The organism is Roseateles sp. L2-2, assembly GCF_050613215.1.
Classification (GTDB): Bacteria; Pseudomonadota; Gammaproteobacteria; order Burkholderiales; family Burkholderiaceae_C; genus Roseateles; species Roseateles noduli.
On record NZ_CP192509.1, the window covers coordinates 541,139 to 554,251 of the forward strand.

Below are 13,113 nucleotides of genomic sequence, written 5' to 3' on the forward strand. Positions count from 1 at the left end.
TGGTGTCCATGCCGATACAGATCATGCGGTGGTATGGCGCAGTGTATTGGTGCTGTGCTGGTCGACGCCTTAGACTGGTCCGCTCAACCGGAGACAACCCCCCATGAACCGCAGTCCCTGGACCCAGGCCCGCCGCGCGGCGCGCATGAACCCGTCCATCATCCGAGAGATCCTGAAGGTCACCGAGAAGCCGGGCATCCTGTCCATGGCCGGCGGCCTGCCCAGCGCGGACACGTTCCCGGTGGAAGCCATCAAGACCGCCTGCGACCGCGTGCTGACGCACAACGCCAAGGAGGCGCTGCAGTACGCCGCCAGCGAGGGCTTCGCGCCGCTGCGCGAGTGGGTGGCGGCCAAGGTCGCGACGCTGGGGATCAACGCCTCGCCGGACCAGGTGCTGATCACCAGCGGATCGCAGCAGGGGCTGGACCTGGTGGGCAAGCTGCTGTGCGACTCCGGCGCGCCGGTCGCGGTCGAGACGCCGACCTACCTCGGCGCGCTGCAGGCCTTCACGCCGTACGAACCGATCTTCGCCAGCCTCGCCAGCGACGACGAAGGCCCGCTGCCTTCGGCGATCGAAGCGTTGCCGCACGACGCGCCGGGCACGCGCTTCGCGTACCTGCTGCCGAACTACCAGAACCCGACCGGCCGCGTGATGAGCCTGGCGCGCCGCCAGGCCGTGGTTGCCGCGGCCCGCAAGGCCGGCGTGCCCATCGTCGAGGACAACCCCTACGGCGACCTGTGGTTCGACCAGGCGCCGCCGGCCTCGCTCAGCTCGCTGTGGCCCGAAGGCAGCATCTACCTGGGCTCGTTCTCCAAGGTGCTGACGCCGGGCTTCCGCCTGGGCTACATCGTCGCGCCCACCGAGCTCTATCCGAAGCTGCTGCAGGCCAAGCAGGCCGCCGACCTGCACACGCCGGGCTTCAACCAGCGCGTGGTGCACGAGGTCATCAAGGGCGGCTTCCTGGACGAGCACGTGCCCAAGATCCGCGCCCGCTACAAGGCCAACCGCGATGCGATGGCCAAGGCGCTGGAAACCGCGCTGCCGCCCGGCTGCGAGTGGCAGACCCCGGAAGGCGGCATGTTCTTCTGGATCCGCCTGCCCGAGGGACTGGACGCGATGGCGCTGCTGCCGCGCGCGGTCGACGCCGGCATCGCCTACGTGCCGGGCGCCGCGTTCTACGCGCACCAGCCGGACACGCGCACGCTGAGACTGTCCTTCGTGACGCTGACGCCCGACCTGATCGCCGAAGGCGTCGACAAGCTCGGCCGCGTGCTGCACGAGGCGCTCGCGCTGACCACCGCCGAAACGGCGCCCTGATCGACGAGCCGTCGTCGGTACCCGCACGGGCACCGACACCGACACCGACCCCGTCCGGGGTCGGGGCTTGTCCCCTGTTCCCGTCACCCGTCACCGCCCCGACAGGCGGAACGGATCGACTCGCCTTGCTTTTCCGAGGGTCCCCATGTCCGAACTCCGCCGCTTCGTTCAAGTCGATGTCTTCACCGCCGAGGCGCTGAAGGGCAACCCGCTGGCCGTCGTCATCGACGGCGCCGGCCTGGATGACGCCACGATGGCGAAGTTCGCCGAGTGGACGAATCTCTCCGAAACCACGTTCCTGCTGCCGCCCACGCATCCGGACGCCGACTACCGCGTCCGCATCTTCACGCCGGGCGGCGAACTGCCCTTCGCCGGGCATCCGACGCTGGGCTCCTGCCATGCGTGGCTGTCCTCCGGCGGGGATCCGAAGCGGCCCGGCGAGGTGGTACAGGAATGCGCCATCGGCCTGGTGCGCATCCGCCGCGACGGCGCACGGCTGGCCTTCGCCGCGCCGCCGCTGCTGCGCGAAGGGCCGGTCGAACCGGCGCTGCGCGAACAGGTGGCCCGGGCGCTGCGCGTCCCCGACGCCGACCTGCTGGACGTCGTCTGGGTGAACAACGGCCCCGACTGGATGGCGGCGCGCCTGGCCTCGGCCGAGGCGGTCCTGGCGCTCGAACCGGACTACGTGTCCATGGGGCGACTCAAGCTGGGCGTCGTTGGCGCTTATCCTGCGGGCTCGCCGCTGCAATTCGAGGTGCGGGCCTTCGTGCCCGGACTCGGCCCCGCTGAAGACCCGGTCACGGGCAGCCTCAACGCGGGTCTGGCACTATGGCTGCAAGGCGCCGGTCTGGCGCCCGACCGCTATGTGGCCGCCCAGGGCGCCGCCCTCGGGCGTGCCGGCCGGGTGCATGTGGCGAAAGAGGGCGGACATTGCTGGATTGGCGGCGATGTCACGCCGTTGATCCACGGTCAGGTGAGGTTGTGAAGCCATGAGCATGGAAGTCGATCATCTCGTCGTCGCCGCGAACACCCTGGAAGAGGGCCGCGCCTGGTGCGAGCGCGTCCTCGGCGTGTCGCCTCAACCCGGTGGGCGCCATGCGCTGATGGGCACGCACAACCTGCTGCTCAACATCAGCGGGCCGCCGACCTATCCGCGCTGCTACCTGGAGATCATCGCGATCGATCCGGAAGCGCCGGATCCGGGCCGGCCGCGCTGGTTCGACCTGGACCAGCCCGCCGTGCGCGAGCGCCTGAAGGAGGACGGCCCGTCGCTGCTGCACTGGGTGGCGCGCGTGTCCAGCCTGGACGCGACGCTGGCCACCTGGTCGGGCGAGGGCGTCGACGCCGGTGAGGCGGTCGAGGCCGCCCGCGGCGACCTGAGCTGGCGCATCGCGCTGCGCGAGGACGGCCGCCGGCTGCGCAAGGAAGGGCTGCCGGTGCCCATCGAGTGGAAGGGCGACGCCCATCCGACCGACAAGCTGCCGGAAAGCGGCGTGCAGCTGCTGGGCTTCGAAGCCCGCGACGGTCTGCGCGCGCAGCTCTCGACGCCCAAGGGCACGGTCGAGCTGGAAGCGATCGAAGGGACCTTGTCCGATGCGCCGACGCAGTCCGGCGACCTCGACGACGTCCTGCCGGCCGCGCGCTGAAGTTCCGATGAAGGGCGGCTCAAGCGCCGCCCGAGAGCCGCTGAAGTGACGACAAGAACCCGATGAGCACGCTGGATCTGTTCCGAGAGGATGCGCAGCTGCGCGAGTGCGACGCGACGCTGCTGCGCGCCGACGAACGCGGCCTGCTGCTGGACCGCACGGTGTTCTATCCGCAAGGCGGCGGGCAGGCCGGCGACGCCGGCACGCTGACGCTGCCCGGCGGGCGTGAGCTGCTCATCGCCGACACCCGCAAGGGCGAAGGCGGCGAGATCCTGCATCTGCCCGCGCCGGATCAGGACCTGAGCGGACTCGACGCCGGCACGCCGGTGACGGCGCGCATCGACTGGACGCGCCGTCACGCCCACATGCGCTTCCACACGGCGACGCACCTGCTGTGCGCGCTGGTGCCGCATCCGGTCGACGGCTGCTCGATCACCGCGGGGTATGCGCGGCTCGACTTTCACATGACCGACGCGCTCGACAAGGACGCGCTGACGGCCGGCATCGCGCGGCTCGTCGCCGAGGCGCATCCGGTCGGGCACCGCTGGATCAGCGACGAGGACCTCGACGCGAATCCGACGCTCGTGCGCAGCATGAGCGTGCAACCGCCGCGCGGCACCGGCCGTGTCCGCTTGCTGGAGATCGACGGCGTCGACCTGCAGCCTTGCGGCGGCACGCACGTCGCCAATACGTCGGAGATTGGCGCGGTCGTCGTCACCAAGATTGAAAAGAAGTCGGCCAAGACGCGGCGTGTCGTGCTCAGCTTCGCGACATCCCCATGAGCGGTCTTCGCGTGCTCGGACGCGCGGCGTCCATCAACGTCCGCAAGGTGTTGTGGGTCGGCGTCGAGCTGGGCCTGGACCTGCAGCGCGAAGACTGCGATGTGAAGGCCGAAGCCTTCCGCGCACTGAACCCCAACGCGATGATGCCGGTGCTGATCGACGAGACCGATACGGCCGGTCAGGCCGGCGCGCCGTTCTCCATGTGGGAGAGCAACAGCATCTGCCGCCACCTCGCACGTCGCGAGGGTCGCGTCGACCTGCTGCCCGACGAACCCCGGCAGGGCGCGCTCGTCGAGATGTGGATGGACTGGCAGGGCGGCGAACTGAACAACAGCTGGCGGTATGCGTTCATGGGCACCGTGCGCAAGAGCGCGCAGCACCAGGATGTCGCGTTGATCGACGCCAGCGTCGCAAACTGGAACCGGCACATGGCGATGCTCGACGCCCAGCTCGTGCGCGCCGGCGGGCCGTTCGTGCTCGGCGAGACCTTCACGCTCGCGGACGTGGTGCTGGGCCTGTCCGCCCATCGCTGGCGCGCCGCGCCGATCGCGCATGCGGATCTCCCCGCTGTCGAGGCCTGGTACCAGCGACTGCTGGCCCGTCCCGGTTTCGCGACCCACGGCCCCGCCGCCGGTCCTTGACGAGCGCCTCTAGACGCGACGCTTGATCGCCGGAACCGTCTCGCTACACTCGCCCGCTGTGGACACGCCTGAGATACGACTGATCTGCCCCGATTCGCCCCCGTTGTGGGAAGAAGCGCGGGTGATCATGCGCGAATACGCGCAGAGCCTGGACATCGACCTGGACTTCCAGAACTTCGACCAGGAACTCGCTTCCCTGCCCGGCGAGTACGACGCGCCGCAGGGCACGCTGCTGCTGGCGCTGGTCGACGGCCAGATCGCGGGTTGCGGCGGATTCCGGCCGATGACCGATTCCGACTACGCCAACGCCTGCGAGATGAAGCGCCTGTTCATCCGCCCCGCGTTCCGCCGCTTCGGCCTGGGTCGCACGATGGCGCAGGCGCTGATCGATCGCGCCACCACCGCCGGCTACTCCAGCATGCTGCTGGACACGCTGGACGACATGGAAGCCGCGCGTGACCTGTACGAGAGCCTGGGCTTCGAAGAGATCCCGCCGTACTACTTCAACCCGATCGCCGGCGCGCATTACCTGAAGGTCGACCTGGACTGAGTCCGGAGCGCCGCCGGAACGACGCCGGGGCGGTCCCGCCAGTTCGTCGGCAGGGTGATCCGGTTTCGTCGGGTTACGGGCATAGCATGGGGGCATGAGCCAACAGCCCCATGCCGCTTCGACGACGTCCTCGGACGACCTCTACCGCCTTGAGCCCGCGTCGCTGACGCCGGCGCTGCTCGGGGAGTCGCCGTTCTGGCACCCTCTGGAGCAATGCCTCTATTACGTCGACATCCCGGGCAAGGCGTTGTTCCGGCTCGACAACGGCGCGGACACGCCGACCCGCTGGCCGCTCAACGACGAGCCGGGGTGCATCGTGCCGCTGCCCGACGGCAAGCTGCTGATCCCGCAGCGCAACGGGCTGTGGCGCTTCGATCCGGCCACCGGCGCGTACGAGAAGCTGCTCGACCCGCCCTATGACGCGTCCAAGCGCCGCTTCAACGACGGCAAGGCCGACGCGAAGGGTCGGCTGTGGGTCGGCACCATCGACGACGCCCGCCAGCCGGAATCGGCGCTCTACTGCCTGCGCGATGGCGCCTTCGAGCAGGTCCAGGACGGTATCACCGTGTCCAACGGCCTGGCCTGGAGCCCGGATGGTCGCACCATGTACTGGGCCGACACCAAGGCCCATGAGATTTACCGGTTGAGTTTCGATGCAGAAACCGGCACCGTCGGCCCACGCGAAGTTTTCGCCAGCTTCGAGAAGCGCGCGCCGGATCAGTCGCTGGAAAGCTACGGCGGCCGGCCGGACGGCGCGGCGGTCGACGTCGAAGGCGCCTACTGGATCGCCATGATGGAAGGGCAGCAGCTCCTGCGTCTGTCGCCGTCGGGCGAGGTGCTCCAGCGCGTCGAACTGCCCGTGCGATGCGCGACCATGCCGACCTTCGGTGGTGCGGACATGCGCACCCTTTTCGTCACCACCGCACGGGAAAAGCGCAGCGAGGCCGAGCTGGCCGCCCAGCCCTGGGCGGGCTGCGTGCTGAAGATGCGCGTGGCTGTGCCGGGGCTGCCGGTTCAGTTCGCACACTGGGAAGACTGAGGGCTTTCCGGGCGACTGGGGGGGGGCAGGTGTTGCGCGCACACCGCGCGCAGGCCTGTGCTGAAAGTGATGTGAAAGCCGATGAACAGGGCTCGGGAGAGCTCTAGGCGTGGTTCGTCCGGGCTGTCAAGTCGGCGCGGATGGGCCGGCGCGACGGGCTGTTAAGGGCTTGTAAGGCCAGAACCCCTATAATCCCGTGGTTTTGCAGCTCGCCCCCTGACGCCGTGAATCCCGATCCAGCGCACGCACCCGTTGCGTCGCCCGCAGCGCCGCCCCGGCCCGTTCCGACGAACGACCGCGGCACCGCCAGCCAGGATCCCTGGGACGATGGAACGGAAGGAGATGCGGCTGCCGAACCGGCTTTCAAGCCCCTGACGCGAGAAGAAGCGCAGGACTTGCGGGCCCGGCTCCCGGCGATGTCCGTCTGGTCCTTGTTGACCTGGCAGGCCGCGGCGGGGGCGGTCATGGTCGCGCTGTGGGGTCTGCTGTCCCTGCAAGCCGACAAAACCTGGTCGGCGCTGTTCGGTGCCGCCTCGGTCGTCCTGCCGAACGCCCTGATGGCGTGGGGCATGACGCGGCAATCAGCCAGGGACGCGGGCACACCGATGCTCACGTTCGCGGTCTGGGAGCTGGTGAAGATCATTCTGGCGGTCGCCATCCTGGTGGCGGTCGCCGTGGGTTACGCATCGTTGAGTTGGGCGGCAATGCTCTCGACCCTCGTCGTGACCTTGAAGGCAAATTGGCTGGCCCTGCTCAGGCGGGGTCGAATCAGAAAATAGAGACGGAAACACCACCATGGCAGCAGAAGGGCACGCGCCGACTTCGGGTGAATACATCACCCACCATTTGCAGCATTGGCAGAAGAATTTCGCCTTCGAAGATGTGAAGCAGACGGGCATCGTCGACTTCAGCGTCTTCAACTTCGATTCGCTCATCTATTCGACGGTCCTCGGCCTGCTGGCCGTGTTCATCCTGTGGCGTGTCGCACGCAAGGCGCATGCCGGCGTGCCGGGCCGCTTCCAGGCCGCCATCGAGATCCTCGTGGAACTGGTGGACAACCAGGCCAAGTCGGTCATCCACAACGAGAAGAGCCGCAAGGTCATCGGCCCCGTCGCCCTGACCGTGTTCGTGTGGATCTTCTTCATGAACGCCATGGACATGCTGCCGGTGGACTGGCTGCCGACGCTGTTCACCAACTACGTCGCCCATGACGCGCACCACGCCTACCAGCGCGTCGTGCCGACCGCCGACCTGTCGACGACCCTGAGCCTGTCGTCCTTCGTCCTGGTCCTGGTGTTCTTCTACAGCGTCAAGATCAAGGGCCTCGGCGGCTGGGGCCACGAGCTGATCGCCGCGCCGTTCGGCGACCACTGGGCGCTGTGGCCGTTCAACTTCCTCATGCAGGTCATCGAGTTCATCGCCAAGACGGTGTCCCATGGCATGCGACTGTTCGGCAACATGTTTGCCGGCGAGCTGGTGTTCATGCTGATCGCCCTGATGGGTGGCGGCTGGGCCCTGACCGGAACCGGCATCGGCCTGGCCATCGGCCACGTCCTCGCCGGCACGGTCTGGACGCTGTTCCACATCCTTGTGATCACGCTGCAGGCCTTCATCTTCATGATGCTGACGCTGATCTACCTGGGCCAGGCGCACGACGCGCACTGATCCGGACGGACAGCTCGATCCCTGCGATTTCTCGATTCCTTTTCCCTTTCTCTTTATCTAACTCTCTCAGGAGCAAAACATGGAAAACATCCTCGGTCTGGTCGCTCTGGCTTGCGGCATCATCGTTGGTCTGGGCGCGATCGGCGCTTCCATCGGCATCGCGCTGATGGGCGGCAAGTTCCTGGAATCGTCGGCCCGTCAACCCGAGCTGATGAACGAACTGCAAACCAAGATGTTCATCCTGGCCGGCCTGATCGACGCGGCCTTCCTGATCGGCGTCGCCATCGCGCTGCTGTTCGCGTTCGCCAACCCGTTCGCCGCCACGCTGCTGGCCACCGTTGCTCGCTGATCGAGCCCGAACCCTTTCACGACTGAAAGGCTCGTGCCGTGAATATCAACGCTAGCCTCTTCATCCAGTGGATCCCCTTCGCGATTCTCGTGTTCGTCACGATGAAGTTCATCTGGCCGCCGATCGTGAAGGCGCTGGACGAACGTGCGAACAAGATCCGTACTGGACTGGCCGCTGCCGACCAGGCGAAGGCCGAGTTGGCCACCGCCAACAAGAAGGTCGACGAGCAACTGGTGCAGGCCCGCAACGAAACCACCAAGCTGCTGTCCGACGCTGAAAAGCGCGGCGCCGCGATCGTGGACGAAGCGAAGAAGCGCGCAGAAGACGAAGGCGCCAAGATCATCGCCGCTGCCCAGGCTGAAGCCGAGCAGCAGTCGGTGCGTGCCCGTGAGGCCCTGCGCGAGCAGGTCGCCGCGCTGGCCGTCAAGGGCGCCGAGCAGATCCTGCAGCGCGAGGTCAATGCCGGCGTGCACGCCGAATTGCTGAACCGTCTCAAGACGGAGCTGTAATCATGGCTGAACTCGCAACCATTGCCCGTCCCTACGCCGAAGCGCTGTTCCAGGTCGCGTCCTCCCAGGACCTCAAGACCTGGAACGAGCAGCTCGCCGCGCTGGCGCTCGTCGCCGGCGACAGCCAACTGCGCCAGTTCTCCGAGGATCCCAAGGTGACCGCCGAACAGGTGTTCCAGGTGGTGTCCGCGGCGAGCAAGCAGTCGCTGGTGCCCGGCGTTCAGAACTTCCTGCGCGAGGTGATCGCCAACGGCCGCCTGTCGGCGCTGCCGGCGATGGTCCAGCAGTTCCACGAACTGGCCAACGCCGCGTCCGGCGTGTCCGATGCGCACATCTTCAGCGCCTTCCCGATCGAGCCGGCCCAGCTGGCCGACGTGGTCGCGTCGCTGGAGAAGCGCTTCGGTCGCAAGCTGCAGGCGCAGGTTGAGCTGGAGCCTGGCCTGATCGGCGGTATCCGTGTGGTGGTCGGCGACGAGGTGCTGGACACCTCGGTGAAGGCCCGTCTGGAACGCATGAAAGTGGCGCTGACTGCCTGAAGCCTCGGCTTCAGGCTTCGGCCCGACTGCCTGAGATCCCCCCGATTCACCCTGGTGTCCCGCTTCGGCGGGATGCCGCTGGGAGCAAGCAATGCAACTGAATCCTGCTGAAATTTCCGAACTGATCAAGAGCCGCATCGAAGGCCTTGGCGCGTCCACCGACGTGCGCAACCAGGGCACCGTGGTGTCCGTGTCCGACGGCATCGTGCGCGTGCACGGCCTGTCCGACGTGATGCAAGGCGAAATGCTGGAGTTCCCGGTCGCCCCGGACGGCACGCAGACCTTCGGTCTGGCGCTGAACCTGGAGCGCGACTCCGTCGGCGCCGTGATCCTGGGCGCCTACGAGCACATCGTCGAAGGCGACACCGTGAAGTGCACGGGCCGCATCCTGGAAGTGCCGGTCGGCCCCGAGCTGATCGGCCGCGTGGTGAACGCGCTGGGTCAGCCGATCGACGGCAAGGGCCCGATCAACGCCAAGATGACCGACGTCATCGAGAAGGTCGCCCCGGGCGTGATCGCCCGCAAGTCCGTCGACCAGCCGGTGCAGACCGGCCTGAAGTCGATCGACTCGATGGTGCCCGTCGGCCGTGGCCAGCGCGAGCTGATCATCGGCGACCGCCAGACCGGCAAGACCGCCGTGGCGATCGACGCGATCATCAACCAGAAGGGTCAGAACATGACCTGCGTGTACGTCGCGATCGGCCAGAAGGCGTCGTCGATCAAGAACGTCGTGCGCGCCCTGGAAGCCGCCGGTGCGATGGAATACACCATCGTCGTCGCCGCCTCCGCGTCCGAATCCGCTGCGATGCAGTACGTGTCGGCCTACTCCGGCTGCACGATGGGCGAGTACTTCCGCGACCGCGGTCAAGACGCGCTGATCGTGTACGACGACCTGTCCAAGCAGGCCGTCGCCTACCGTCAGGTCTCGCTGCTGCTGCGCCGCCCCCCGGGCCGCGAAGCCTTCCCCGGCGACGTGTTCTATCTCCACAGCCGTCTGCTGGAGCGCGCCGCCCGCGTGAACGCCGAGTACGTCGAAGCCTTCACCAAGGGTGAAGTCAAGGGCAAGACCGGCTCGCTGACCGCGCTGCCCATCATCGAGACGCAAGCCGGCGACGTGTCCGCCTTCGTCCCGACGAACGTCATCTCGATCACCGACGGCCAGATCTTCCTGGAAACCAACCTGTTCAACGCCGGCATCCGTCCCGCGATCAACGCCGGTATCTCGGTGTCGCGCGTCGGTGGCGCTGCCCAGACCAAGCTGATCAAGTCGCTGTCCGGCGGTATCCGTACCGACCTGGCCCAGTACCGGGAACTGGCTGCCTTCGCGCAGTTCGCTTCCGACCTGGACGCGGCGACCCGCAAGCAGCTGGACCGCGGTGCCCGCGTGACGGAACTGCTGAAGCAGGCGCAGTACAGCCCGCTGTCGATCAGCCTGATGGGCGCGTCGCTGTACGCCGCGAACAAGGGCTTCATGGACGACATCGAGGTCAAGAAGGTGCTGTCCTTCGAGCACGGCCTGCACCAGTTCCTGAAGACCTCGCACGCCGCCCTGCTGACCAAGCTGGAAAACGACAAGGCGATGGACAAGGACGCGGAAGCTGAACTGAACGCCGCGATCACGTCGTTCAAGAAGTCCTTCGCCTAAGCAACCATGACCGGGTCTCGCTGAAGTCAGGCAAGACCCGGCCCTCACAGGAGAAATCATGGCAGCAGGCAAGGAAATTCGCGGCAAGATCAAGTCGGTCGAGAACACCAAGAAGATCACCAAGGCCATGGAGATGGTCGCCGCTTCGAAAATGCGCAAGGCGCAGGATCGGATGCGCGCGGCCCGTCCGTACGCGGAGAAGGTCGGCAACATCGCCGCCAATCTGTCGAAGGCCAACCCCGAGTACCGTCACCCGTTCATGGTGGCGAACCCGGAGGCCAAGTCGGTGGGCTTCGTCGTGGTCACGACGGACAAGGGTCTGTGCGGCGGTCTGAACACCAACCTGCTTCGTGCGGCGACCGGCAAGCTCAAGGAAGTTGAGTCCGCGGGTCAGAAGTCCGAAGTGGTGGCGATCGGCAACAAGGGTCTCGGTTTCATGAACCGGATCGGCGCCAAGGTCGTCGCGCACGCGACGCAGCTCGGCGACAGCCCCCAGCTCGAAAAGCTGGTCGGCCCGGTCAAGACGCTGCTGGACGCGTATGCGGACGGCAAGCTGTCGGCGGTCTATCTCTGCTACACGCGCTTCGTCAACACGATGAAGCAGGAGCCGGTGGTGCAGCAGCTGCTGCCGCTGACGGCCGAGTCGCTGGAGACGGACGCCGCGGGTCACGCCTGGGACTACCTGTACGAACCCGACGCTCCGACCGTGATCAACGAGCTGCTGGTGCGCTACACCGAAGCCCTGGTCTATCAGGCCGTGGCCGAGAACATGGCGTCCGAGCAGTCGGCGCGCATGGTGGCCATGAAGGCCGCGACCGACAACGCCGGAACGCTGATCGGCGAGCTGAAGCTGGTCTACAACAAGACCCGCCAGGCCGCGATCACGAAGGAACTGTCGGAAATCGTCAGCGGCGCCGCCGCCATCAGCGGTTGATCTCGCGATCGATCGCAGGCAACAGATTTGAATTGAAGGAACGAAGAAATGGCTAACACTCAATCGGTGGGCAAGATCGTTCAGTGCATCGGCGCCGTGGTGGACGTGGAGTTCCCGCGCGACCAGATGCCGAAGGTGTTCGACGCCCTCAAGATGGAAGGCACGACCCTGACGCTGGAAGTCCAGCAGCAGCTGGGCGACGGCGTGGTGCGCACCATCGCGCTGGGCTCGTCCGACGGCCTGCGCCGCGGCAGCGAGGTCTACAACACGGGCGACATGATCCAGGTCCCGGTCGGCCAGCCGACGCTGGGCCGCATCATGGACGTGCTGGGCAACCCGATCGACGAGCGCGGCGACGTGTCGCGCGAGAAGACCGCGGCCATCCACCGCAAGGCCCCGGCCTACGACGAGCTGAGCCCGTCGCAGGAGCTGCTGGAAACCGGCATCAAGGTCATCGACCTGATCTGCCCGTTCGCCAAGGGCGGCAAGGTCGGCCTGTTCGGCGGCGCCGGCGTGGGCAAGACCGTCAACATGATGGAGCTGATCAACAACATCGCCAAGGCTCACTCGGGTCTGTCGGTGTTCGCGGGTGTCGGCGAGCGTACCCGCGAGGGCAACGACTTCTATCACGAGATGTCCGACGCGGGCGTCGTGAACCAGGAGGACCTGAGCAAGTCGAAGGTCGCCATGGTCTACGGCCAGATGAACGAGCCCCCGGGCAACCGTCTGCGCGTCGCGCTGACCGGCCTGACGATGGCCGAGTCCTTCCGCGACGAAGGCCGCGACGTGCTGTTCTTCGTGGACAACATCTACCGCTACACGCTGGCCGGCACGGAAGTGTCCGCGCTGCTGGGTCGCATGCCGTCCGCGGTGGGCTACCAGCCGACGCTGGCCGAGGAAATGGGCCGTCTGCAAGAGCGGATCACGTCGACCAAGGTCGGCTCGATCACCTCGATCCAGGCCGTGTACGTCCCTGCGGACGACCTGACCGACCCGTCGCCCGCCACGACCTTCGCCCACTTGGACGCCACCGTCGTGCTGTCGCGTGACATCGCGTCGCTGGGCATCTACCCGGCCGTGGACCCGCTGGACTCGACCTCGCGTCAGATCGACCCGAACGTCATCGGCGAAGAGCACTACAACGTGACGCGTTCGGTGCAGTCGGTGCTGCAGCGCTACAAGGAACTGCGCGACATCATCGCGATCCTGGGCATGGACGAGCTGTCGCCGGAAGACAAGCAGGCCGTGGCCCGCGCTCGCAAGATCCAGCGTTTCCTGTCGCAGCCCTTCCACGTCGCGGAAGTGTTCACCGGCGCGCCCGGCAAGTACGTCCCGCTGAAGGAAACCATCCGTGGTTTCAAGATGATCGTGAACGGCGAATGTGATCACCTGCCCGAGCAGGCGTTCTACATGGTCGGAACGATTGACGAGGCTTTCGAGAAGGCCAAGAAGATCCAGTAAAGCCCGTTCGACGGCGCGGTCCTGAGGGACCCGCCGTC

General features: G+C 66.8%; 15 protein-coding genes. All 15 read left to right on the forward strand.

What is annotated here, in order from left to right:
• Nucleotides 1-103 precede the first annotated feature (103 nt).
• The 15 genes from ACQZ13_RS02475 (at nt 104) to atpD (ending at nt 13,075) form a co-directional block, all read left to right on the forward strand.
• Nucleotides 104-1,318 (forward strand): PLP-dependent aminotransferase family protein, encoded by a 1,215-nt coding sequence (locus tag ACQZ13_RS02475; protein WP_431049712.1) that lies wholly within the window; start codon nt 104-106, stop codon nt 1,316-1,318.
• 145 nt (nt 1,319-1,463) lie between these two features.
• Nucleotides 1,464-2,303, forward strand: coding sequence for a PhzF family phenazine biosynthesis protein (locus ACQZ13_RS02480; RefSeq protein ID WP_431049713.1), 840 nt, complete (start codon nt 1,464-1,466; stop codon nt 2,301-2,303).
• A 10-nt stretch (nt 2,304-2,313) separates the two neighbouring features.
• Nucleotides 2,314-2,964 carry a VOC family protein gene (locus tag ACQZ13_RS02485; RefSeq protein ID WP_431049714.1) on the forward strand — a complete coding sequence of 217 codons (651 nt, stop codon included), beginning with the start codon at nt 2,314-2,316 and terminating at the stop codon, nt 2,962-2,964.
• A gap of 62 nt (nt 2,965-3,026) precedes the next feature.
• Nucleotides 3,027-3,746, forward strand: a complete 720-nt coding sequence (locus ACQZ13_RS02490) for an alanyl-tRNA editing protein (protein WP_431049715.1) — start codon at nt 3,027-3,029, stop codon at nt 3,744-3,746.
• Nucleotides 3,743-4,387 carry a glutathione S-transferase C-terminal domain-containing protein gene (locus ACQZ13_RS02495; RefSeq protein WP_431049716.1) on the forward strand — a complete coding sequence of 215 codons (645 nt, stop codon included), beginning with the start codon at nt 3,743-3,745 and terminating at the stop codon, nt 4,385-4,387. The genes ACQZ13_RS02490 and ACQZ13_RS02495 overlap by 4 nt, the downstream gene beginning before the upstream one ends.
• 58 nt (nt 4,388-4,445) lie before the next feature.
• Entirely contained in the window at nt 4,446-4,937 is a 492-nt protein-coding gene (locus tag ACQZ13_RS02500; protein WP_431049717.1) for a GNAT family N-acetyltransferase, read from the forward strand.
• A gap of 94 nt (nt 4,938-5,031) precedes the next feature.
• Entirely contained in the window at nt 5,032-5,976 is a 945-nt protein-coding gene (locus tag ACQZ13_RS02505) for an SMP-30/gluconolactonase/LRE family protein (RefSeq protein WP_431049718.1), read from the forward strand.
• A gap of 416 nt (nt 5,977-6,392) precedes the next feature.
• Nucleotides 6,393-6,755, forward strand: a complete 363-nt coding sequence (locus ACQZ13_RS02510) for an ATP synthase subunit I (RefSeq protein ID WP_431049719.1) — start codon at nt 6,393-6,395, stop codon at nt 6,753-6,755.
• Nucleotides 6,756-6,771: 16 nt separating this feature from the next.
• A complete protein-coding gene (atpB, locus tag ACQZ13_RS02515; protein ID WP_431049720.1) occupies nt 6,772-7,641 on the forward strand; it encodes a F0F1 ATP synthase subunit A in 870 nt (289 codons plus the stop codon).
• Between the two features lie 79 nt (nt 7,642-7,720).
• Nucleotides 7,721-7,990, forward strand: a complete 270-nt coding sequence (atpE, locus tag ACQZ13_RS02520; RefSeq protein ID WP_067066400.1) for a F0F1 ATP synthase subunit C — start codon at nt 7,721-7,723, stop codon at nt 7,988-7,990.
• Nucleotides 7,991-8,028: 38 nt separating this feature from the next.
• The gene (locus tag ACQZ13_RS02525; protein ID WP_088405908.1) at nt 8,029-8,499 is read left to right on the forward strand and encodes a F0F1 ATP synthase subunit B; all 471 of its coding nucleotides are present in this window, start codon (nt 8,029-8,031) and stop codon (nt 8,497-8,499) included.
• Between the two features lie 2 nt (nt 8,500-8,501).
• A complete protein-coding gene (locus ACQZ13_RS02530) occupies nt 8,502-9,035 on the forward strand; it encodes a F0F1 ATP synthase subunit delta (protein ID WP_431049721.1) in 534 nt (177 codons plus the stop codon).
• Nucleotides 9,036-9,126: 91 nt separating this feature from the next.
• Nucleotides 9,127-10,680 carry a F0F1 ATP synthase subunit alpha gene (gene atpA / locus ACQZ13_RS02535; protein ID WP_431049722.1) on the forward strand — a complete coding sequence of 518 codons (1,554 nt, stop codon included), beginning with the start codon at nt 9,127-9,129 and terminating at the stop codon, nt 10,678-10,680.
• 58 nt (nt 10,681-10,738) lie between these two features.
• Entirely contained in the window at nt 10,739-11,614 is an 876-nt protein-coding gene (gene atpG / locus ACQZ13_RS02540) for a F0F1 ATP synthase subunit gamma (RefSeq protein WP_088405911.1), read from the forward strand.
• A gap of 48 nt (nt 11,615-11,662) precedes the next feature.
• A complete protein-coding gene (gene atpD / locus ACQZ13_RS02545) occupies nt 11,663-13,075 on the forward strand; it encodes a F0F1 ATP synthase subunit beta (protein ID WP_088405912.1) in 1,413 nt (470 codons plus the stop codon).
• The last annotated feature ends 38 nt before the right edge of the window (nt 13,076-13,113 follow it).